This window comes from Mesorhizobium sp. M0983 (assembly GCF_040318975.1).
GTDB lineage: Bacteria > Pseudomonadota > Alphaproteobacteria > Rhizobiales > Rhizobiaceae > Mesorhizobium.
Genome location: NZ_JAMYNH010000017.1, coordinates 77,349 through 97,082, shown reverse-complemented (window position 1 = coordinate 97,082; position 19,734 = coordinate 77,349). Strand labels below are relative to the sequence as shown.

General features: G+C 63.9%; 22 protein-coding genes and 1 riboswitch. Of the genes, 13 read left to right on the top strand and 9 right to left on the bottom strand.

The window, feature by feature from the left end; all coding sequences use genetic code 11:
- The first annotated feature begins 8 nt into the window (after window positions 1–8).
- From cobT to NKH71_RS25360, 4 genes are all read left to right on the top strand, one after another.
- The gene (gene cobT / locus NKH71_RS25375; RefSeq protein WP_023721130.1) at window positions 9–1,907 is read left to right on the top strand and encodes a cobaltochelatase subunit CobT; all 1,899 of its coding nucleotides are present in this window, start codon (window positions 9–11) and stop codon (window positions 1,905–1,907) included.
- Window positions 1,904–2,929 carry an esterase-like activity of phytase family protein gene (locus tag NKH71_RS25370; protein WP_352483489.1) on the top strand — a complete coding sequence of 342 codons (1,026 nt, stop codon included), beginning with the start codon at window positions 1,904–1,906 and terminating at the stop codon, window positions 2,927–2,929. Before cobT ends, NKH71_RS25370 begins: the two co-directional genes overlap by 4 nt.
- A gap of 191 nt (window positions 2,930–3,120) precedes the next feature.
- Window positions 3,121–3,489 (top strand): ArsR/SmtB family transcription factor, encoded by a 369-nt coding sequence (locus tag NKH71_RS25365; protein ID WP_352483563.1) that lies wholly within the window; start codon window positions 3,121–3,123, stop codon window positions 3,487–3,489.
- Window positions 3,486–3,968 carry an SRPBCC family protein gene (locus tag NKH71_RS25360; protein ID WP_352483490.1) on the top strand — a complete coding sequence of 161 codons (483 nt, stop codon included), beginning with the start codon at window positions 3,486–3,488 and terminating at the stop codon, window positions 3,966–3,968. The genes NKH71_RS25365 and NKH71_RS25360 overlap by 4 nt, the downstream gene beginning before the upstream one ends.
- A 55-nt stretch (window positions 3,969–4,023) precedes the next feature.
- Here NKH71_RS25360 and NKH71_RS25355 read toward each other — a convergent pair whose 3' ends face one another.
- The 3 genes from NKH71_RS25355 to rpmB form a co-directional block, all read right to left on the bottom strand.
- Complete coding sequence (locus NKH71_RS25355; RefSeq protein WP_023721126.1) at window positions 4,024–4,695, bottom strand: spermidine synthase; 672 nt, start codon at window positions 4,693–4,695, stop codon at window positions 4,024–4,026.
- Window positions 4,696–4,778: 83 nt separating this feature from the next.
- The gene (locus tag NKH71_RS25350) at window positions 4,779–5,459 is read right to left on the bottom strand and encodes a queuosine precursor transporter (protein ID WP_352495631.1); all 681 of its coding nucleotides are present in this window, start codon (window positions 5,457–5,459) and stop codon (window positions 4,779–4,781) included.
- An 82-nt stretch (window positions 5,460–5,541) separates the two neighbouring features.
- Complete coding sequence (rpmB, locus tag NKH71_RS25345) at window positions 5,542–5,838, bottom strand: 50S ribosomal protein L28 (RefSeq protein ID WP_023721124.1); 297 nt, start codon at window positions 5,836–5,838, stop codon at window positions 5,542–5,544.
- 616 nt (window positions 5,839–6,454) lie between these two features.
- Here rpmB and NKH71_RS25340 point away from each other — a divergent pair.
- The 5 genes from NKH71_RS25340 (at window position 6,455) to NKH71_RS25320 (ending at window position 10,000) form a co-directional block, all read left to right on the top strand.
- A complete protein-coding gene (locus tag NKH71_RS25340; protein WP_352495630.1) occupies window positions 6,455–7,246 on the top strand; it encodes a DUF3108 domain-containing protein in 792 nt (263 codons plus the stop codon).
- Window positions 7,247–7,286: 40 nt separating this feature from the next.
- Window positions 7,287–8,192 carry an aromatic amino acid exporter YddG gene (gene yddG, locus NKH71_RS25335; RefSeq protein ID WP_352495629.1) on the top strand — a complete coding sequence of 302 codons (906 nt, stop codon included), beginning with the start codon at window positions 7,287–7,289 and terminating at the stop codon, window positions 8,190–8,192.
- The gene (locus NKH71_RS25330; RefSeq protein WP_352495628.1) at window positions 8,192–8,860 is read left to right on the top strand and encodes a lysoplasmalogenase family protein; all 669 of its coding nucleotides are present in this window, start codon (window positions 8,192–8,194) and stop codon (window positions 8,858–8,860) included. Before yddG ends, NKH71_RS25330 begins: the two co-directional genes overlap by 1 nt.
- Window positions 8,861–9,041: 181 nt before the next feature.
- On the top strand, window positions 9,042–9,404 hold the full coding sequence (locus tag NKH71_RS25325) for a MerR family transcriptional regulator (RefSeq protein WP_352495627.1): 363 nt from the start codon (window positions 9,042–9,044) through the stop codon (window positions 9,402–9,404).
- Window positions 9,401–10,000, top strand: a complete 600-nt coding sequence (locus NKH71_RS25320; RefSeq protein ID WP_352495626.1) for a short chain dehydrogenase — start codon at window positions 9,401–9,403, stop codon at window positions 9,998–10,000. The genes NKH71_RS25325 and NKH71_RS25320 overlap by 4 nt, the downstream gene beginning before the upstream one ends.
- Before the next feature lie 170 nt (window positions 10,001–10,170).
- On the opposite strand, the gene NKH71_RS25315 is transcribed toward NKH71_RS25320, so the two are convergent.
- Together NKH71_RS25315 and gloB are read right to left on the bottom strand one after the other, a co-directional pair.
- On the bottom strand, window positions 10,171–10,599 hold the full coding sequence (locus NKH71_RS25315) for a cupin domain-containing protein (RefSeq protein ID WP_352483497.1): 429 nt from the start codon (window positions 10,597–10,599) through the stop codon (window positions 10,171–10,173).
- Between the two features lie 20 nt (window positions 10,600–10,619).
- The gene (gene gloB, locus NKH71_RS25310; RefSeq protein WP_023721117.1) at window positions 10,620–11,387 is read right to left on the bottom strand and encodes a hydroxyacylglutathione hydrolase; all 768 of its coding nucleotides are present in this window, start codon (window positions 11,385–11,387) and stop codon (window positions 10,620–10,622) included.
- A gap of 98 nt (window positions 11,388–11,485) precedes the next feature.
- Here gloB and NKH71_RS25305 point away from each other — a divergent pair, with 98 nt between their 5' ends.
- The 3 genes from NKH71_RS25305 to NKH71_RS25295 all read left to right on the top strand — a co-directional run bounded on the left by NKH71_RS25305 (window position 11,486) and on the right by NKH71_RS25295 (window position 15,102).
- The gene (locus NKH71_RS25305) at window positions 11,486–12,256 is read left to right on the top strand and encodes a class I SAM-dependent methyltransferase (protein ID WP_352483498.1); all 771 of its coding nucleotides are present in this window, start codon (window positions 11,486–11,488) and stop codon (window positions 12,254–12,256) included.
- A 130-nt stretch (window positions 12,257–12,386) separates the two neighbouring features.
- Window positions 12,387–14,219, top strand: coding sequence for an ABC transporter ATP-binding protein/permease (locus NKH71_RS25300; RefSeq protein WP_023721115.1), 1,833 nt, complete (start codon window positions 12,387–12,389; stop codon window positions 14,217–14,219).
- Window positions 14,220–14,295: 76 nt separating this feature from the next.
- The gene (locus tag NKH71_RS25295; protein WP_352789567.1) at window positions 14,296–15,102 is read left to right on the top strand and encodes a DUF1194 domain-containing protein; all 807 of its coding nucleotides are present in this window, start codon (window positions 14,296–14,298) and stop codon (window positions 15,100–15,102) included.
- A gap of 18 nt (window positions 15,103–15,120) precedes the next feature.
- On the opposite strand, the gene NKH71_RS25290 is transcribed toward NKH71_RS25295, so the two are convergent.
- Together NKH71_RS25290 and NKH71_RS25285 are read right to left on the bottom strand one after the other, a co-directional pair.
- The gene (locus tag NKH71_RS25290; RefSeq protein ID WP_352895398.1) at window positions 15,121–16,146 is read right to left on the bottom strand and encodes an RNA polymerase subunit sigma-70; all 1,026 of its coding nucleotides are present in this window, start codon (window positions 16,144–16,146) and stop codon (window positions 15,121–15,123) included.
- A gap of 41 nt (window positions 16,147–16,187) precedes the next feature.
- On the bottom strand, window positions 16,188–16,934 hold the full coding sequence (locus NKH71_RS25285; RefSeq protein ID WP_352789562.1) for an SDR family NAD(P)-dependent oxidoreductase: 747 nt from the start codon (window positions 16,932–16,934) through the stop codon (window positions 16,188–16,190).
- A 235-nt stretch (window positions 16,935–17,169) separates the two neighbouring features.
- On the opposite strand from NKH71_RS25285, the gene NKH71_RS25280 reads away from it, so the two are divergent.
- Window positions 17,170–17,490: a DUF1330 domain-containing protein gene (locus NKH71_RS25280; RefSeq protein WP_023721111.1), complete on the top strand. Its 321-nt coding sequence runs from the start codon at window positions 17,170–17,172 to the stop codon at window positions 17,488–17,490.
- A 28-nt stretch (window positions 17,491–17,518) separates the two neighbouring features.
- On the opposite strand, the gene metW is transcribed toward NKH71_RS25280, so the two are convergent.
- The gene (gene metW, locus NKH71_RS25275) at window positions 17,519–18,133 is read right to left on the bottom strand and encodes a methionine biosynthesis protein MetW (RefSeq protein WP_023721109.1); all 615 of its coding nucleotides are present in this window, start codon (window positions 18,131–18,133) and stop codon (window positions 17,519–17,521) included.
- Between the two features lie 172 nt (window positions 18,134–18,305).
- Window positions 18,306–19,475, bottom strand: a complete 1,170-nt coding sequence (gene metX / locus NKH71_RS25270) for a homoserine O-acetyltransferase MetX (protein ID WP_292661143.1) — start codon at window positions 19,473–19,475, stop codon at window positions 18,306–18,308.
- A gap of 77 nt (window positions 19,476–19,552) precedes the next feature.
- A riboswitch (SAM riboswitch) is annotated at window positions 19,553–19,630 on the bottom strand.
- Window positions 19,631–19,734 lie beyond the last annotated feature (104 nt).

Sequence of the window (19,734 nt, the reverse complement as noted above, 5' to 3'; positions counted from 1 at the left end):
GAGTCTCGATGGCGGGTCCGGGCGACAACACGCGAAACAAATCCAAGACCGGCGCTGAGAACGACAGCTTCAAGCGCGCGGTTACCGTCTGCATGCGCGCCATCGCCGGCGACAAGGACCTCGAAGTCGGCTTCGCCAAGGACCGGCCGGCGCTGGCCGGCAGCCGCGCCCGGCTGCCCGAACTGCCGAAGAAGGCATCGAAAGCCGATATCGCCATCACCCGGGGGCTCGGCGATTCCATGGCGCTGAAGCGCGCCTGCCATGATGCGCGCATCCACACCAGGCTGGCGCCGGAAGGCAAGCAGGCCCGCGCCATCTATGACGCGGTCGAGCAGGCCCGGGTGGAGGCGATCGGTTCTCGCGCCATGCAGGGCGTCGCTGACAATATAGGCTCGATGCTCGAGGACAAATACGCCAGGGCCAACCTCGTCGACGTCAAGGACAAGGCCGACGCGCCGATCGAGGAAGCGCTGGCGCTGATGGTGCGCGAAAAGCTGACCGGCCGCACTGTGCCGAAGAGCGGCGAACGGCTGGTCGATCTCTGGCGCCCCTGGGTCGAGGAAAAGGCCAGCGCCGACCTCGACGGGCTGTCGGCAAAGCTCGACGACCAGCAGGCCTTTGCCCGCGTCGTGCGCGAAATGCTCGCCTCCATGGAAATGGCCGAGGAACTCGGCGACGACCAGGAGACGGAAGACTCGGAGGACAACGACGAAAACCAGCCGCAAGGCGAGGAGCAGAGCGAGGAGGGCGGCGAAGACGATTCCGGCTCCGAGCAGTCGCAGTCCGAAGATACCGAGGCATCGTCCGACGACGAGCAATCGGCCGAGACCGAGGCCTCCGACGCCACTGCCGACGACCTTTCCGACGATGACGACGCCGACGCGGAGACGCCCGGCGAGGCGCGCCGCAACGACAATCCCTTCACCAATCTGCCGAAAGAGATCGACTACAAGGTCTTCACCACGGCCTTCGATGAGACCGTAGGTGCGGAAGAACTCTGCGAGGAGGAGGAGCTCGACCGGCTGCGCGCCTTTCTCGACAAGCAGCTCGCCAACCTTTCCGGCGTCGTCGGGCGGCTGGCCAACCGGCTGCAGCGCCGCCTGATGGCGCAGCAGAACCGCTCCTGGGATTTCGACCTCGAAGAGGGCTATCTCGATCCGGCGCGGCTGGTGCGCGTTGTCATCGACCCGATGCAGCCTCTGTCCTTCAAGCAGGAGCGCGACACCAAATTCCGCGACACGGTGGTGTCGCTGGTGCTCGATAATTCGGGTTCGATGCGCGGCCGGCCGATCACGGTCGCGGCCACCTGCGCCGACATCCTGGCGCGCACGCTGGAACGCTGCGGCGTCTCAGTCGAAATCCTCGGCTTCACCACCCGCGCCTGGAAGGGCGGGCAGGCGCGCGAGAAATGGCTGAAGGAAGGCAAGCCGCCGAACCCCGGCCGGCTCAACGATCTGCGCCACATCATCTATAAATCCGCCGACCATCCGTGGCGGCGGGCGCGCCGCAATCTCGGCCTGATGATGCGCGAGGGCCTGCTCAAGGAAAACATCGACGGCGAGGCGCTGCTTTGGGCGCACAACCGGCTGATCGCGCGGCCGGAGCAGCGCAAGATCCTGATGATGATCTCGGACGGCGCGCCGGTCGACGATTCAACGCTGTCGGTCAATCCGGGCAATTATCTCGAGCGGCATCTGCGCGCCATCATCGAGCTCATCGAGACGCGCTCGCCGGTCGAGCTTTTGGCCATCGGCATCGGCCACGACGTCACCCGCTACTATCGCCGCGCCGTCACCATCGTCGATGCCGAAGAACTGGCCGGCGCCATGACCGAGCAGCTGGCCTCGCTGTTCGCCGAGGAAACCGTGCGCGACACGCGGCGCGGCGGCATGCGGCGCGCCGGATGATTTTTTCCCGCGGCGGCCTTTGGCAGACGCTTTTGGCCGCCATTGCGTTGTCAGGCATCAGTTTGGCGCCGGCTGTCGCTGCCGGGCCGGCCCCGGTCGAGCCGGCCGAAATCTCGGCACGGCCGATCAGCGAATTCCATATCGGCCGGCCGGACAAACAGTTCGGGCCGCTCGAATTCGTCGGCGGGCTCGAAATGACCTCGCCGACGCGCGATTTCGGCGCGCTGTCGGCGCTTCGGTTCCTCAAGCCGGGCAGCGATTTCATCGGCGTCGCCGATACCGGCTTCTGGTTCTTCGGCACCCTTGTCCACGATGCCGACAAGCGGCCTTCCGGCATTCAGAATTTTCGCATGCAGCAGATGGTCGATGCGGCCGGCCAGGCCATCGACCTGAAATGGGCGGTCGATGCCGAAGGCCTCGCGGTCCAGGACGGCATCGCCACGGTCGGCTTCGAGCGCGATCACCGTATCGCAGAGTTCAAGATCGATCCGGACGACATGAAGGCGCCGTTCAAGCAATTGGACTTCCTGATCCCGGCCTGGGAACTTCGCCGCAATCGCGGCTTTGAGACCGTCGCCCGCGCCCATCCTTACGGACAGCACGCGGGCGGGCTGGTCGTGGTGTCGGAAAAGAGCCTCGACAAGGCCGGTAACATCTTCGCGGCGATCATCGAAGGGCCGCATAAGGGCGTCTTCACCGTCAAGCGCAATGGCGACTTCGACATCACCGACGGCGCCTTCCTGCCGGATGGCGACCTGTTGCTTCTGGAGCGCAGTTTTTCGATGGCCGGCGGCGTCAAGATGCGGCTGCGGCGCATCTATGGCGAAAGCGTCGAGAAGGGCGCCGTCGCCGACGGGCCGGTGCTGCTTGAAGCGGACATGGATTACCAGATCGACAACATGGAAGCGCTCGACGTCTGGACCCGCGACGACGGCGCGCTGATCGTGTCGCTGATGTCCGACGACAACCACTCGATCCTGCAGCGCAACCTCTATCTGGAATTCATCCTGCACGAGGATTGACGCGCGATCGGCCATTGATCGGCTGTTGGCGATGCTGGCATTTCCGCGCCGTTTCGCAGCGCATGCAATTTCCCATGGCGATTTCCCCTCGCAATGACCCGCGTCGCGCGTTTCCAACCGGCTCTCACCATCTGCAAAAATACTTTAGTTGTGGCTTGACAATTTGTGTCATCGGCGAAATACTCAAGTCCATGCTTAACTATTCCGAGATCGACAGCATCCTGCGGGCTCTTGCCGAGCCGACGCGGCGGGCAATCCTGGAAAGGCTGGGCCGCGGGCCGGCCACCGTCAGCCAGTTGGCGGAGCCGTTCGGCATGACCTTCGCCGCGGTGCTCCAGCATCTCCAGGCGCTGGAAGCGTGCGGGCTGATCCGCAGCGAAAAAATCGGACGCGTGCGCACCTGCCGGATCGAGCCCGGCGGGCTCGCCCCGCTCGCCGACTGGATCGCCGCGCGCCGCACGCCGGCCGAACGCCACCTCGACCGTCTCGGCCAGATTCTGGCGGAGACTGACCAACCGAACGCAACACTCCACGACCAGGAAAAGGACGAAGAGAAATGAACCAGATTGCGCCCGTGAACGACCACTCCGTCATCCATTCGACCTTCACGATCGAGCGGACCTATCCGCAATCGCCCGAGCGCGTCTTCTTCGCCTTTTCCGACAAGGCGACAGTGCGGCGCTGGCGCGTCGAAGGTGACGGCTTCACCATCGCCGAGTTCACCTTCGATTTCCATGTCGGCGGCGGCGAGGTTTCGCGGTTCAGCTATCAGGGCGGCCCGGAAATCAGGCTCGATGCGCAGTTCCAGGACATCGTCCCTGACCGACGCATCGTATTTTCCTACCGGATGGCGGTCGGGCCGCAGCCGCTGTCGGCGTCGCTCACCACCGTCGAGCTCGCACCCTCCGGCGACGGCACTCGCCTGACCTATACCGAACAGGGTGCGTTTTTCGATGGCATTGATTCAGCGCAAGGACGCGAAGAGGGCACGCGCGGGCTGCTGCAGGCGCTCGCGGCCGAGCTTCAGAAAGCGAAGTAGTAGGTGTCGGCATGCCGGGCGGAGCCCAAACAGCAATCCGCCCGAATTGCTTCCGCTATGCTTTACTCGCGAGCCAGACGATGTGACGAGCGCCGCGCTTGCCGTGAGCCCGCACCTTAACCTCGTCGACCGTGAAGCCCGCCTGCTTGAGCCTTCGGGTGAAACCTGCGTCAGGGCCCTGCGACCAGACCGCCAGCACACCGCCGGGCTTGAGCGCGGCGCGTGCGGCGTTGAGGCCGGTGCCGCTGTAGAGCGCATCGTTGGCCTTGTAGACGATGCCCTCGGGACCGTTGTCGACGTCGAGCAGGATCGCGTCCCAGGCCGATGCTTGCGAACGGATGAGCTGACCGACATCGGTCTCGTGAACACTGACGCGCCGGTCGTCAAGGCAACCGTCGAAAACCTCGGCCATCGGGCCGCGCGCCCACGTCACGACTGCCGGCACCAGTTCGGCAACAGTGACCTGCGCATCGTCGCCGAGCTCGGCCAGCGCCGCGCGCAAGGTAAAGCCCATGCCCAGGCCGCCGATCAGGATGCTTGGGTTCCGGCGGCCGGCAATCCTTTGACGGGACAGTTTGGCCAGCGCCTCTTCGGAACCGCTGAGCCGACTGTTCATCAGCTCGTTGGCGCCAAGCATGATCGAGAATTCGCCGCCGCGCCGTTTCAGGCGAAGCTCCTGTCCGCCGTCAGGCGTTTTTGCCGAGTCCAGCTGAAGCCAGGGGATCATGCTCGATAGTCTTTGAGCATGATCTTGTCCGAAAACCGGTTCCCACTTTTCGCTAACGCGGACCTTCGGTTCGGGATCATGCTCTATGCCGCCAGTGCCGGCTGGCTCCAGCGGGCGGCAAGCAGCCGGTAAGGGATCAGCGCTACCACCGCTATGATCAGCTTGACGCTGAGATCGCCGAGCGCCCAGGATATCCAGCGCATCGTCTCGACTGGCAGCATGCCCATGAGCGGTGCGGTCTCCAGCGCAAAGCCATCGTTCGGCCCGGCGAAGGCGAAAGCCGCCGCGAAGGCGACGGTGAAAAATACCACCGTATCGAAAACGGAGCCGACCAGCGTGCCGACGATCGGCGCGCGCCACCAGCTCTGCCGGCGCAGTCGGTTGAACACGGTGACGTCGAGCAATTGCGCGGTGAGGAAGGCCGCACCCGACGCCGCGGCAATACGCACCAGCCGGTCGGCGGCGGTCTCGAATTCGATCAGGCCGTGGCGAAACAGCAAGGGCGGGATGACGATCGAGCAGACCACCGCTGTCATGAACCCGACAAAGACGATCCTGCGCGCCACCGCCGGGCCGTAGCGGCGATTGGCGAGATCGGTGACCAGGAAGGAGAACGGATAGGTGAAGGCGCCCCAGGTCAGGATGTCGGCCAGCGACAACCCGCCGATTGCGCCCTGCATCGGAAACTGCACGAGGATGTTCGCGGCCACGACGACGAGCGCCATGGCGGCCACGAAGGGCAGGTATCGCGAGAGGAAAATCATTTTTTTATCCTGGGTAATGGAACCAGCGGAACGCGATCCGGAGTTCGGATCACGCCCTGGAAGGCGGCTGCCGCCGAAAAATTCAGGCGGCCGGCTGTTCGGCGAGCTTCTTGGCGATCTGCTTCTTCAACAGGCGGGCGCGCTGCGACAATTGCTTGGCATCGGCCTTGGCCAGGAAGGCATCGAGGCCGCCGCGATGCTCGACCGAACGCAGCGCGTTGGCCGAAATGCGCAGGCGCACATTCTGGTTCAGCGCTTCAGAGATCAGCGTCACATTGACGAGATTGGGCAGGAAGCGACGCTTGGTCTTGTTGTTGGCGTGGCTCACATTGTTGCCGGACATGACTGCCTTGGCAGTGAGTTCGCAGGTGCGGGACATGATACTAACCTTCGGTTCTCGGTCCTGGCCAAACATTCGACCCGCGCCGGGTGGCGCGCGGTTTCGGTCAGGCGGCCTTATGGAAAAGTTGGCGTTCCATAGTTGCATTTCGCCGATGCGTCAAGCTTGGGGTTGGTTCGGGAGAGGGAATTGCACCTTCAAGAGATGAGCACCAGTGGCGAAGCTGCCGATCTCCCCGCTTGCGGGGGAGATGGCCGGCAGGCCAGAGGGGGTGCTGTCCCTCCGACTTAGCTCCGTTGCAGCCAAAACTCTCGGCACTGGGAGGATAAGCTGGATCTTGGCGATCCTTCCCACCCCCTCTGCCCTGCCGGGCATCTCCTCCGCAAGGGGGAGATCGACAAATTCATCGAGCGCCACATTTTGTTCTTGCTTTGTGCCGGCAGCTATGCTACTAATTTGGGTATGGTGCTGATTCGCGCCGACGACCCGCCCGCCGAGGCGGGTTTTTCATTTCTGGCTTCCGTCACCTCCCACCGACCAGCCCCAGCGTTCCCTGCCGACGCCGCCTTCACATTAAGGCCGGAATTCAGCCTATAAGCGGTCACACAGGGACATGCCAGATCGCCCGTCTCCGGTCGACAATCAAGGACCCGCCATGCCTCGTTCTTTCCTCCATGCCCTGGTCGTGCTGTTCGCCGTCGCGCTGTCGACGACGGTTTCGGCCGCCGAGCCGCAATCCTTCACGGGCGAGTATTCGGTGTCGTTCCTCGGCCTTTCCGTGGCCAAGGCGAAATTCTCCAGCCATTACGAGGGCGACACCTATTCGATCGAGGGCAGCGTCTCCAGCGCCGGGCTCGCCACATTGTTCGACGATACGCGAGGCACGATCTCATCGAAGGGCAAGATTTCGGGCAAGCAGTTGCAGCCGCAGGCGTTTCGCGCCGACTACACGTCCGGCAAGAAGGCGTCGATGATCGACATCCAGTTTGCCAACGGCGTGGTCACCTCGACCAAGGTCGTGCCTGAGCCAAAGAAGCGCAATCCCGAGAATTGGATACCGCTGGTCGGCAGCGATCTCGTATCCGTTCTCGATCCGATGGCCGCGACCGTCATCCATGCCGACAGCCTCGACCAGGTCTGCGGGCGCACGGTGAAGCTCTATGACGGCGAAATGCGTGCCGATCTGAAATTGACCTACGAGTCGAAAGGGTCGATCTCGGTGGCCGGCTACGAGGGCGATACGGTCACCTGCAGGCTGGGTTTCGAGCCGGTGGCCGGCTACCGCAAGAACCGCAAGGCGCTGAACTACCTGAAGAAACGCAGCCGCATCATGGTGACGTTTGCACCGGTCGGCCAAAGCGGCGTATATGCGCCGATCCGCGCCACGGTCAGCACGCAAATCGGCCCGTTGACGGTCAGCGCGGAGCGGTTCGAAGCAGACGAATAGGCGTGATGGTGCGCCGCCAATGGGCCACGGGGCGACGGGTATGGCGCGCGCAACACTGATCGGCTTCTCCGCGGTCGCCATGTGGGCGCTGCTGGCGCTGTTTACGGATGCTTCGGGTTCGGTGCCGCCGTTCCTGCTTTCGGCAATCACCTTTACGATCGGCACCTGCGTCGGCCTGGTTGCCCGGCTGTTCATGCCGGCAGCCGATGGCGCCGCGAAGATACCGCGCCAAGTCAAAATACCACGCAAAGTCTGGGTGATCGGCATTGCCGGCCTGTTCGGCTACCACTTCTTCTACTTCACCGCGCTGCGCAATGCGCCGGCCGTCGAGGCCAGCCTTATCGCCTATCTGTGGCCGCTGCTGATCGTGCTGGGATCGGCGCTGATGCCTGGCGAGCGGCTGGCCTGGAACCATATCGTCGGCGCGCTGCTCGGCCTTGCCGGCACGGTCCTGATCGTCACCAAGGGCGGCGGACTTGCCTTCGATGCACGTTATGCCTTCGGCTATGCGATGGCCGCCGTCTGTGCCGTGTTGTGGTCGTCCTATTCGCTGTTATCGCGGCGCTTCCCGTCGGTGCCGACCAGCATCGTCACCTGGTTCTGCGCCGCCACGGCGGCACTTTCGCTCGTCTGCCATCTGTTGCTGGAAGAAACGGTGCTGCCCAACGGCGCCGGCCAGTGGCTGGCCGTGCTCGGCCTCGGTCTGATGCCGGTAGGGGCGGCGTTCTATGCCTGGGACATCGGTGTCAAGCGCGGCAACATCCAGGTGCTGGGGGCGGCAAGCTACGCCGCGCCGCTGCTGTCGACACTGGTGCTGATCGCCGCCGGCTTCGCCGAGCCGTCATGGCGCATCCTCGCCGCCTGCGTGCTGATCACCGGCGGCGCGGCACTGGCGGCGAAATCGCTGTTGCTGCGCAAGAGGGCCACGAGCGAGGCAAACGCTTGATGCCGTTTCCCGGCGGCATCGATGCCAATGCCAATGCGACGCTGCTGTTTTCATTGGCGGCGGCGGTGATCTATGCGTTCAGCCTCGGCATGCCGCCGCGTCTTTCGCGGTCGGCGGCAAGGACATTGGCGGTGGCGATGCTGGCGGTGCTGGTCGTGCAGCAGAGCGGCCCATGGCTGCTCGTCGCCGCACTGGGCGTCAGCGCCGTCGGCGACGCCTTCCTGTCGCGCGACGGCGAGAAGGCATTTCTTGGCGGCGCGGCCAGTTTTCTTGCCGCGCATGTGCTTTACGTCGTGCTGTTCCTGCGTGCCGGCGGCGGCCTCGGGCTGCTTTTGGCCGAGCCGTGGCGGGCAGCGATCGTGCTGGCGATGGTCGTGTTGGCGCTGGCGATGGTTTTCGCGCTCCGGCGCCGCGTCGGCCCGGCACTGCGCCTGCCGATAGGCCTTCGTGTGGCGGCAATCCTCGCCATGGGCATTGGCGCGCTTACCCTGAGTAGTGCCTGGGTCATCGGTGGCGTCGCCCTGCTCATATTGTCCGACGGGCTGCTTGCCGCGGAAAAGTTCCTGCTGCCCGCCATCTCGCCGCACCGTGCCTGGATGCGCCATGCGGTCTGGGCGCTGTATTACGCCGGTCAGCTGGCGATCACCCTGGGTTTCGTTTTAGGCTAGGCATGTCGATATTCAGATGATGCCGGCCTGCAAACGGCGAAAGATCCGACGCTTGGTGCCCATGGGCAAGCCTTTGTGACGCAATCCTCGAGGTCGTCAGATCAGAGGGTAAAAATTCTCGCTTGACCTAGAGCTGCTCCAGCTTGGTAGCCTAGCGCACAATCGGCAGGGTAGGCGACACATGCGCATTTCGGAGGCGGCAGCTACAAGCGGACTGGGTATCGACACTATCCGCTATTATGAAAAATTGGGTTTGCTTCCGAAGGTCAGGCGAGGACGTGACGGGAGGCGGGACTTCTCGGCAGAGAATGTCGAATGGCTAATACTCCTGTCCTCGCTGCGCGAGACAGGTATGCCCATGGAGCAGATGCGATACTTTGCGCGGCTTTATCAGCGGGGCAGCGAGACTCTGCCCGAACGGAAAGCGGTTCTTCTTGATCACGCAGCGCATCTGGACAAGCGGCGAGCTGCGTTGGATGGCTGCGCCGAACTCCTTGCCTACAAGCTCAAACGATATGACGAGATGGCAGAAGAAATATCATGAGAATTATTGTCGTCGGCGCGGAAGGTGACATCGGCAAAGCGGTTTGCGACGAGTTGGGTTCCCGCCACGCGATCATCAAGGCCAGCCGCTCTAGTGGCGACTTTCAGGTTGATATGGCTGACCGCGCATCGCTCGATGCCATGTACGCCAAATGTGGCAAAGTGGATGCCGTCATCTCTACCGCAGGCAATGTCCATTTCGGGCCGCTTGGCAAGTACACCGAAGAGACGTTTATGCTTGGCCTGCGCCATAAGGTCATGGGCCAGGTCAATCTGGTGTTGGCAGGGTTGGCCACTGTCAGCGATGGCGGCTCGTTCACACTGACTAGCGGAGTGCTCGACCGCGATCCCATTCGGATGGGAACAGGGGCGGCAACAGCGAACGGCGCGCTCGGCGGTTTTGTCCTTGGTGCGGCGATCGAGATGCCGCGCGGTCTTCGCATCAATGTTGTGAGTCCCGGACTTCTGGACGTGTCCGTGCCGAGATATGGCGAGTGGTTCCCCGGTCACGAGCCCGTTTCGTCGAAACGGGTGGGGCTCGCCTATGCGAAGAGCGTGGAAGGGGCCATCACCGGCCAAGTGATCATCGTCGGGTAGTTTCGCAGAAATCCTAAGTGTTGGGACATATTGGTCGCCCCCTGAATATCAAGGGTAGTTTCCGTTGCAAAATTTCGGAGGTTCGAGAGTGACTCTTGCGACAACCTGAACGACGGCTTTCCATCCTGAGCGGCTGTTGTCGTTGGGTACCAAGCGTCAGGTCTTCACCACTACGGCGTGCCCGGCAGCCAGCCTGGTTCGGCCAATTCGAAGGCGGCGAAATCGAAGCCCGGCGCCACGGTGCAGCCGACCAGCGTCCATTCGCCGAGGCTGCGTGCCGACTGCCACCAGCCTGCCGGCACGACGATCTGCGGCCGCTCGCCTGCGGCAAGCGCCGTGCCAAGGATCTCCTCGATGACGGGACCGCCTTCTCGATGTATCGACAGCGCCAGCGGCGCACCGTCATAGAAGTGCCAAACCTCGGCCGCGTCCTTGACCCGGTGCCAGGCCGACAATTGGTCCTTCTCCAGAAGGAAATAGATCGCCGTCGAATGGCCGCGCGTGCCTGCCGCGCCGTCGCGAAAGGTTTCGGCATACCAGCCGCCTTCCGGATGCGGCTTCAGGCCGAGCAGGGCGATGATTTCGGCGGAACTGGTCATGCCCTAGCTCCTGGTGCCGCTCAGAAATTGTCCTTGCGCTTGCGGATCTCGGCGAACACTTCGGCGTCGGAGGCCTTTTCCAGGCCGAGATGCCTGCGGATCGCCGGATCGTGCCAGCGCAGGAACGGATTGGTCGACAGTTCCTCGCCGATCGTCGTCGGCAGCGTCGGCTTGCCGTCGGCGCGCAGCGCCTCGATCTTGGCGGCACGCTCTTTCAGCGCCGAATTGGTCGGGTCGACGGTCAGCGCGAAACGGGCGTTGGCCAGCGTATACTCATGTCCGCAATAGACGACCGTCTCGGCCGGCAGCGCTGCGAGCTTTTTCAGGGATTCGTACATCACCGGCGGCTTGCATTCGAGCAGCCGCCCACAGCCGAGCGCAAACAGCGTATCCGCGGCGAATGCCACTTTTGACGCCGGCAGGTGATAGGTGACATGGCCTGCGGTGTGGCCGGGTGTGGCGATGACCTCGATCCGCTCATCGCCGAGGTGGACGACCGAGCCTTGCTCGACGGTTTCGTCGATGCCGGGAATCTTTGCCTTTTCGGCTTCCGGCCCGACGATGCGCAGCTTGAAACGCTCCTTCAGCGCCAGATTGGCCTCGACGTGGTCGAGATGGTGGTGGGTGGTCAGGATCATCGTCGGTGTCCAGCCGGTGCGCTTGATGGCGGCCAGGATCGGCGCCTCTTCTGGTGCGTCGATGAGCGCCGTCTGGCCGCTTTTGGGGTCATGCACCAGCACGCCGAAATTGTCGCTGCGGCACATGAATTGTTCGATCTCGACCGGCATCATATCTCTCCGTTTACAGGCGCAGACATAGGGCGCCTGCCAGCCGATGTCATCTGCCTTTGTTGAACTTGGACTGCTTCGAAGCTACCGTTCCGCCCATGCATTCAGATATTGTCGACCTCCGTTCCTTCTATTCGACCACGCTCGGGCGCCTGGCCGAACGCTCGATCACCATGGCGCTGTCCTCGCTATGGGCTGTTGTGCCCAACGAGCGGCTGGTCGGCCTCGGCTACACCTTGCCATGGCTGGAGCGCTTCGGCAGCGATGCCGAGCGCGTCTTTGCCTTCATGCCGGCGACGCAGGGCGCGGTGGTCTGGCCGGCGACGGGGCCGACGGCGACCGCCCTGGTCTTCGACGAGGAGCTGCCGCTGGTCGATTCCTGTATCGACCGCATGCTGCTCGTCCATTCGCTCGAACATGTCGAGAACCCGCGCGAGACGCTGAACGAGATCTGGCGGGTGCTGTCGCCGGCCGGCCGTGTCGTCATCGTCGTGCCCAACCGGCGCGGCGTCTGGGCGCGCTTCGAGCATACGCCTTTCGGCAATGGCCGGCCGTTCTCGCGCGGCCAGCTGACCGAATTGCTGCGCGAAGCGAATTTCACGCCGGCGGCGTGGTCCGATGCGCTGTTCTTTCCGCCGTCGCCGCGACGTTTCATGATGCAGTTCCACAATGTGCTGGAGCGTGCCGGCCGGCGCTTCTGGCCGATCTTTTCGGGCGTCATCGTTGTCGAGGCGCAGAAGCGGCTCTATCAGGGCGTCCCGGTGGCGCAGCGCGCCTCCCGCCGCGTCTTCGTGCCGGTTCTCTCGCCGCATGGCGCGCCGACGCTTGGCCGGCTGTCGGGGGCCGAACGTCCGGCGTCGCCAGGATGACGCGTTCGTGATCCGACGCAGGCTTTTTCTCACCTATCTGTCGCGGACGGGTTCGCTGCCCGATTGAAGGCATATGCGGTCGATCCTATCACCGGGGTTTAGCACCGCTTCCGAATGCAAGGATCCACTCATGGCTGATCATCCGGATGTCGAGCCCAGCGCCCAGAAGCTTGCCACGTCGATCGAAGCCAGCAGCCTGCGTGAGCAGCTGGCAACAATCAAATTGGCGCTGACCACCTCGCCAGTGCGAAAACAATTGCTTTGGGCAGCGATCGGCATCGTCGCCGTCATCGTGGCGAGCTCGATCGGGCAGGTTCTGCTCAATCGCTGGAACCAGCCTTTCTACGACGCGCTGGCGCGGCGCGACATGCCGGCTTTCCTGCATCAGCTTCTGGTCTTCGCCGGCATCGCCGGCGGGCTTGTGGTGCTCAATGTCAGCCAGACCTGGCTCGACCAGATGCTTCGCCTGAAGCTGCGCGAGGCGCTGACGCTCGACCTGATCGGCGAATGGATGCGGCCGGCGCGTGCCTTCCGGCTGACCCATGCCGGCGCCATCGGCGTCAATCCCGACCAGCGCCTGCAGCAGGATGCCGGGCATCTCTCCGACCTTTCGACCGGTCTCGGCATCGGCCTGCTGCAGTCCTGCATCCTGCTTGCCTCGTTCGTTGGCGTCTTGTGGTCGCTGTCTTCCGGCTTCGTCTTCCACATAGGCGGCCATTCGCTGGCCATACCCGGTTACATGGTCTGGGCGGCGATCCTCTATGCGGGCACAGCTTCGTGGTTGAGCTGGCTGGTCGGGCGGCCGCTGATCCGCTTCAACAACGATCGCTATACGCGTGAGGCGGAACTGCGCTCCTCGGTGGTTCGCGTCAACGAGAATGTCGATGCCATCGCGCTTGCGCATGGCGAGGCCGATGCCAGGCGCCGGCTCGAATTCGACCTTGGCATGGTGCTGGGCGCCATGCGGCGCATCTACAGCGCCCAGATCAATCTTTCCTGGGTAACGGACACCTATGGCTGGATCACTGTCGTCGCGCCGATCCTCGTCGCTTCCCCGGTCTATTTTGCCGGCGATATCAGCTTTGGCGGCTTGATGATGGCGGTCGGCGCCTTCAACCAGGTCCATTCCTCGCTGCGCTGGTTCATCAACAATATCGGCGGCATCGCCGATTGGCGCGCCACGCTGATGCGGGTCGCCGACTTCCGCATCGCGCTTGGCGACACCGACGCGCTGCACGACACGGAAAGGCGCATTTCGTTCGGCGAAAATCCCGACGGCAGCCTGACCTTCGAGAAGCTCGAGATCGCCTCGCCGGACGGATGCACCAAGCTTGCCGAGCCGCATGTCGAAATCCGCGCCGGCGACCGCGTCATGATCACCGGAGATCCGGGCGCCGGCAAGACGCTTTTCTTCCGCGCCATTGCCGGTCTGTGGCCATGGGGCAGCGGCCGGATCGGCATGCCGGCCGGAGAAGCGCCGATCTTCGTTCCGCGTACTCCCTATTTCCCGCTCGGCAGGCTGCGCGAGGTGCTCAACCATTCAGACGGCGCGGCGGAGGCGAGCGATGCCGAGATTTCGGAGGTGCTGGCCGATGTCGGGCTGCAACGCCTGTCGTCCTCGCTCGATCACTCGGCGCGCTGGGAGCGTGAGCTCAGCGACGACGAGCAGCGTCTGCTGGCCTTTGCCAGGCTCGCCTTGCGACGGCCGAAATGGGTTATCATCGACGAGGCGCTGGACGCGTTCGACGGCGCGACGCTGAGGCAAGTGCTGTCGATGCTGGACAAGCGCCTGCCCGACGCCGCGATCCTCAATATCGGCCGCGGCCAGCACAATACCCGCTTCTTCCCGCGAGCGTTGACCATCGTCAAGGATGCCGGCCAACCGCCCCTCAAGCCGGCCCGTGTCAGGGCAGGCGCCATCGAACCGCCCCCGATTATCGCCTCGGCTCGCCGAAAGAAATAGAAGCCAAGCTTTATTTCGCCGCGATCGCGGCGAAAAACTATCGCGATCGTTTCAGATGGGAACGTTCCGATCGGCAATGCTTGACGCTCTCGCCCTGCTCGCCTGCCTTGCCTGTGCCCCGGCAGCACCTGTGGCCGCGCCCGCCAATGCCATTGCCGTCGACGTCGAGCTGGTGCTGGCCGTCGACATCTCGCAGTCGATGGATGAAAGGGAGTTCGCCCTGCAGCGCGCCGGCTATGTCGCGGCGCTGCGACATCCCGACTTCATCAATGCCGTGCGTACCGGCCCTTCCGGCCGCATCGCCATCGCCTATTTCGAATGGGCCGGCACCATCCGCGACGATGCGGTCATTGCCTGGCACGTCATCGACAGCAAGGAGAGCGCCAACGCTTTCGCCGACAAGATCGCGGCCCGCCCGTTCAGGAGCTTTCGCGGCACCTCTATTTCCGGTGCCGTGGCCTTCGGCGCCGAGCTTTTCGATGGCACGGCCGTCGTGGCCAAACGCCGCGTCATCGACGTCTCTGGCGATGGCCCAAACAACACCGGCTTGCCGGTCACAACGGCACGCGATGCGGCGCTGGCGAAGGGCATCGTCATCAACGGGTTGCCGATCCTGATCAGCCCGTCACCGACCTTCAGCCATCTCGACCGGTATTATGCCGAATGCGTCACCGGCGGACCGGGCTCGTTCGTGCTACCGATCTACGCGGTTTCCGAATTCGCCACCGCCACTCGCCGCAAACTGATCCTCGAGGTCAGCGGCGTCGAGTATCCCAAGGAGGATCCGAGGACGATCCGCATCGACGCACCGATCGACTGCCTGCAAGGCGAGCGCGACCGGCGGTTTTTCTCCGACCCGTATTTCCCGGAACTCGACCGGTAAGGCTTGCCCACGGGTAAGCTAGGCCGGTGGCAGGCCGAAGGCCGGGAACAGAGATGGCCCGAGCGGCCCTATGAAGATCGTCAAGGAAGCGATCCCGCCCTCGGCTGGCTCGAACACATGCAGGGAATGGGCCCGCCACGCCGGGTCATCGTGGCTGCGGGAATAGACCCCGACCGCCGGCTGGCCATTGGCCGCGGTGGCCAGCGTGCGGAAGCCGCCGAACCTCGGCCAGACGGTCTCGAAGAAACCGCGGATCGCTTCGCGGCCTTGATACCATTCGCGCCAAGGCGGCATGGTATAGATGGCGTCCTCACGCAGGAGCTCGATCAAACCTTCGAGATTGGCGGCCTGCCAGGCCTGCATGTAACGTTCGAGCAGCAGGCCTTCTTCGGGGTTGGGCCGTGATCGGCTGGCCGGCCGTCCGCCAGGATAGCGCGCCGTCAGCGTTGCGCGGGCGCGCTGCAACGCGCTGTTGATCGAAGCCGTCGATCCGCCCAGCAAACGCGCCGTCTCGACGGCCGACCATCCCAGGACGTCGGCAAGCAGCAGCGCGGCCCGCTGCCTGGGCGGCAGATCCTGGATAGCGGCGACGAAGGCGAGCTGGACGGCCTCGCGGCTCTCGTAACGGGCTTCCGGACCTGGCTCGCTGCCGGCAATGTCTGGAAGCTCGGCGTCGGGGTAGGGCTCCAGCCACGCGACGTCAGCTACGGCCCCGCCTATGGCCGCCCCGTGCGACGGCGGCCGTCCGGGTTCCCGGAGAATGCGACGCGCCCTCGACCTCGCCTTGATGGCGTTAAGGCAAGCATTGGTCGCGATCATATAGAGCCAACCGCGAACCGAACCCCGCCCGTCGAACTCCGACCTTGCGCGCCAGGCGCGAAGCAACGTGTCCTGGACGAGGTCGTCGGCCTCGTGCAGCGAACCCATCATGCGATAGCAATGCAGCTTGAGCTCGCGGCGATGCGCGGCCGTGACCTTCTCGAAGGCCAGCCGATCGAGGATCGGCTGGCGTGCCGGTTCCAGAGGTGGTTGAGCGTCTGTCATGCTACTTTCGGGTTCCGGGTCAGGTTTGCATTACGCGCGCCTCAGGCGGCCGGGGCAAGCCCGCTCCCGCTCACCATGAAGGAACTGCCTTGCGCCTGGCCGGTGGCGAGTGCGACCACCGCCCGTCCGACATCGGCCGGCGTCTGCATGTCGGTCATGGCGGCGATGAAGTCCGCCGGCTGGATGCCCATATAGGCCGCGATGCTGTCGACGCCGGCCTTGCCCACGCCGGTCTCCGGCATGATCCGCATCGGCGCGAGCGCCATGAAGCGCAGGCCGAGGCCAAGCCGGTCCGACTCCTTCTGGCTATGACCGGCCAGGAACATCTGCATGCGTTTTGCGCCGGCATAGCCGCCGGCATTGGGTGGTCCGCCGGTCAAGGCCGCGCCGCTGGAGATCAGAACGATCCGGGTTCCCGGCTTGAGCGGACGGCGCAGAGCGGCCCGGCAAAACAGGAACGACGCCTTGACGTCGGTGTCCCAATTTGCCGAGAAGGCCTTCCAGTTCTGTTCATGCACCGGCGCGGAAGGGGCCAGCGCACCTGCGCAGATCACCAGCACGTCCGGCTCAAGCGCGGCGAAGACCTTATCGGGGGCGGAGTCCACCGTCGCATCGATCGCGAGCGTCTTCACGCCGGAGACCTCCCAGGCAAATTGCGCCAGGGCCTGTTTTCCGCGGGCGACCGCCAGCACCGTCGCTTTCTCCTTGAGGGCGACCTCCGCAATGGAGCGGCCGACACCCCGGCTGCCTCCGACGACGACGACATTCTGATTTTGCAACGATCCCATGGATCACCTCTCTGTTCCCGGCCGCCGGACCATCCAGGCGCGCCCATCGATAAGGACAGCGCAGGTGGGCGGAAATCATCGGTGCCAGGCAGAAATATCTTTCAGGTGACGGCAGCGGCGCGCCAGTTTTGTATTCGGTGTCATTACCTCGGGGGTAATCGACCAGCGCGCAACGTCCCGGCAAACTGCTCCCATCAAGCCGGTTGTCCGGCTTTCGACCACAAGGAGTTACACCATGACCGCCTACGCCGTCGCCCATATGCGCCAGGTCACGCCGGGGCCGCCGATCGTCGAGTACCTGCAGAAGATCGATGCCACGCTTGAGCCGTTCGGCGGGCGCTTCATTGTGCATGGCAGCGAGGTGGACGTGGTTGAAAACACCTGGCCGGGGCACCTCGTCATGATCGAATTTCCAGACATGCAGCAGGCGCGCGGATGGTACCGCTCGGCCGCCTATCAGGAGATCTTGCCGCTGCGCACCGAGAATTCTCAGTCCGATGTGGTCCTTGTCGACGGCGTTGCGCATCCGCACAAGGCCACCGACGTACTTGAATAAGGGGAATGATCGGCTCACGGGCGGCCTGCTACCGTTTCAGCAGAAATACCGCCTGCTGGCCGAAAAAGTTCCAGAACCACCACGGCATCGAGAAGCCGATCCGCTGGCCGTTGGCGTCGAGCGCGGTTGCCTTTTCCACCGTCGCGCCCAGCTCGTCGCATAGATTGACGAAATCGCGAATGGTGCAGAAATGGATGTTGGGGGTGTCGTACCAGTAATAGGGCAGGTCCTTGGTCACCGGCATTCGGCCGTTGAAGAGCAGCGAAAAGCGCACCCGCCAGTGGCCGAAATTGGGAAATGAGACGATGGCGCGGTTGCCGATCCGGAGCAGTTCGTCGAGCACCAGCTTCGGATTGCGGGTCGCCTGCAAGGTCTGCGACAAGACGACAAAGTCGAAGCCCTTGTCGGGATAGAATTGGAGGTCCTTGTCGGCATCGCCTTGAATGACCGACAGGCCGCGCGCCACGCATTCGTTGACGCCGCGCTGCGACAGTTCCAGCCCGCGGCCGTCGACCTTCTTGGTCGCCTGCAGCAATTCGAGCAGCAGGCCGTCGCCGGAACCGACGTCCAGCACCCGCGACTGCGGCGGGATGAGATCGGCGACGACTTCGAGGTCGACGCGCTGGGCGCGGTTGACGCTCATGGGCTCGGCTCCTGCCTGGCGCATGGTCCTGATCCGAAAAGTCTGCAACTTTTCGGGGCCATGCGCTGATGCCTGGCGCATGATCCTGATCCGAAAAGTCTGCAACTTTTCAGGGTCATGCGCTGATGCCTGGCACATGGTCCTGATCCGAAAAGCGTGCAACTTTTCGAGGTCATGCGCCGAGCCCTCTAGCCCGGGCCGCCGAGGCGATGAAGCCTTTGATGGCGGCGAACAGTTCCGGCTCGTCGAGCAGGAAGGCGTCGTGGCCGCGGTCGGTCTCGATTTCGACGAACGATACCGAGGCGCCGGCCGCGTTCAGCGCGTGAACGACCGAGCGGCTCTCCTCGGTCGGGAACAGCCAGTCGCTGGTGAAGGAGACCAGGCAAAAACGGGTCTTGGTGCCGGCGAAGGCATCGGCCAGCCGGCCGCCATGGTCGGCGGCGAGATCGAAATAGTCCATCGCCCGGGTCATGTAGAGATAGGAGTTGGCATCGAAGCGATCGACGAAGGTCATGCCCTGATGGCGCAGATAGCTCTCGATCTGGAAGTCGGCATCGAAACCGAAGGTCAGCGCTTCGCGGTCCTGCAGGTTGCGGCCGAACTTGCGGTGCAGCGCTGCTTCCGACAGATAGGTGATGTGGGCGGCCATGCGCGCCACCGCCAGCCCCTTTTCCGGTCGCTTGCCGTGCTCGAAATATTTGCCGCCATGCCAGTCGGGGTCGGCCATCACCGCTTGCCTGCCGACCTCGTGGAAAGCGATGTTCTGCGAGGAATGGCGGGCGCCGGTGGCGATCGGCAGGGCCGAGAAGACGCGCTCGGGATAGCTGGAGGCCCATTGCAGCACCTGCATGCCGCCCATCGAGCCGCCCAACACGCTGAACAGCTGTTCGATGCCGAAATGCTCGACCAGCATCAGCTGCGCCCGCACCATGTCGCGGATGGTGATGATCGGCAGGTCGAGCCCGTAAGGCTTGGCGGTTGCGGGATTTGTCGAGGCGGGGCCGGTGGAACCGAGGCAGCCGCCGATGACGTTGGACGAGATGACGAAGAAACGGTCGGTATCGATGATCTTGCCGGGGCCGATCAGCACTTCCCACCAGCCCGGCTTGCCGGTCACCGGATTGGTGTTGGCGACATGCTGGTCGCCGGTCAGCGCATGGCAGACGAGGATGGCGTTGGAGCGCGCGTCGTTGAGCGTGCCATAGGTTTGGTAGGCGATCTGGAACGGCGACAGCAGCGTGCCGGCGTCGAGCTTGAGCGGCTTGTCGGCGCCGAAACGCAACACTGGGCTCGACGGCTGGTCGGCCTCGTTGTTGGTTTTTCGAGCGCGCAAAGCGACCATCACATCTCCTTGCCCGGGCTTTAGTTGTCCACCGGTCTGGGCAACAAAAAAACCGGCCATGCCTTCGCAAAGCCGGTTACAAGATGCAAACGGCCCTTTAGCAAGTTGTTTAACGTGGCTGCAAGCCGACCGGCCAAATCACCACGGAACTGTCGATGCTCTTCTAGGACTGACGCATGGCTTCGTCAACGGCAAGTTCTTGATCCCGAATTGCCGCCCCTCGACATTCCTGGCCACGGCTTGTATTTCCGCTGCGGCC

Coding starts and splice junctions, on each gene's coding strand:
- cobT (WP_023721130.1), top strand. CDS start 9: ATGGCGGGTCCGGGCGACAACACGCGAAACAAATCCAAGACCGGCGCT.
- NKH71_RS25370 (WP_352483489.1), top strand. CDS start 1,904: ATGATTTTTTCCCGCGGCGGCCTTTGGCAGACGCTTTTGGCCGCCATT.
- NKH71_RS25365 (WP_352483563.1), top strand. CDS start 3,121: ATGCTTAACTATTCCGAGATCGACAGCATCCTGCGGGCTCTTGCCGAG.
- NKH71_RS25360 (WP_352483490.1), top strand. CDS start 3,486: ATGAACCAGATTGCGCCCGTGAACGACCACTCCGTCATCCATTCGACC.
- NKH71_RS25355 (WP_023721126.1), bottom strand. CDS start 4,695: ATGATCCCCTGGCTTCAGCTGGACTCGGCAAAAACGCCTGACGGCGGA.
- NKH71_RS25350 (WP_352495631.1), bottom strand. CDS start 5,459: ATGATTTTCCTCTCGCGATACCTGCCCTTCGTGGCCGCCATGGCGCTC.
- rpmB (WP_023721124.1), bottom strand. CDS start 5,838: ATGTCCCGCACCTGCGAACTCACTGCCAAGGCAGTCATGTCCGGCAAC.
- NKH71_RS25340 (WP_352495630.1), top strand. CDS start 6,455: ATGCCTCGTTCTTTCCTCCATGCCCTGGTCGTGCTGTTCGCCGTCGCG.
- yddG (WP_352495629.1), top strand. CDS start 7,287: ATGGCGCGCGCAACACTGATCGGCTTCTCCGCGGTCGCCATGTGGGCG.
- NKH71_RS25330 (WP_352495628.1), top strand. CDS start 8,192: ATGCCGTTTCCCGGCGGCATCGATGCCAATGCCAATGCGACGCTGCTG.
- NKH71_RS25325 (WP_352495627.1), top strand. CDS start 9,042: ATGCGCATTTCGGAGGCGGCAGCTACAAGCGGACTGGGTATCGACACT.
- NKH71_RS25320 (WP_352495626.1), top strand. CDS start 9,401: ATGAGAATTATTGTCGTCGGCGCGGAAGGTGACATCGGCAAAGCGGTT.
- NKH71_RS25315 (WP_352483497.1), bottom strand. CDS start 10,599: ATGACCAGTTCCGCCGAAATCATCGCCCTGCTCGGCCTGAAGCCGCAT.
- gloB (WP_023721117.1), bottom strand. CDS start 11,387: ATGCCGGTCGAGATCGAACAATTCATGTGCCGCAGCGACAATTTCGGC.
- NKH71_RS25305 (WP_352483498.1), top strand. CDS start 11,486: ATGCATTCAGATATTGTCGACCTCCGTTCCTTCTATTCGACCACGCTC.
- NKH71_RS25300 (WP_023721115.1), top strand. CDS start 12,387: ATGGCTGATCATCCGGATGTCGAGCCCAGCGCCCAGAAGCTTGCCACG.
- NKH71_RS25295 (WP_352789567.1), top strand. CDS start 14,296: ATGCTTGACGCTCTCGCCCTGCTCGCCTGCCTTGCCTGTGCCCCGGCA.
- NKH71_RS25290 (WP_352895398.1), bottom strand. CDS start 16,146: ATGACAGACGCTCAACCACCTCTGGAACCGGCACGCCAGCCGATCCTC.
- NKH71_RS25285 (WP_352789562.1), bottom strand. CDS start 16,934: ATGGGATCGTTGCAAAATCAGAATGTCGTCGTCGTCGGAGGCAGCCGG.
- NKH71_RS25280 (WP_023721111.1), top strand. CDS start 17,170: ATGACCGCCTACGCCGTCGCCCATATGCGCCAGGTCACGCCGGGGCCG.
- metW (WP_023721109.1), bottom strand. CDS start 18,133: ATGAGCGTCAACCGCGCCCAGCGCGTCGACCTCGAAGTCGTCGCCGAT.
- metX (WP_292661143.1), bottom strand. CDS start 19,475: ATGGTCGCTTTGCGCGCTCGAAAAACCAACAACGAGGCCGACCAGCCG.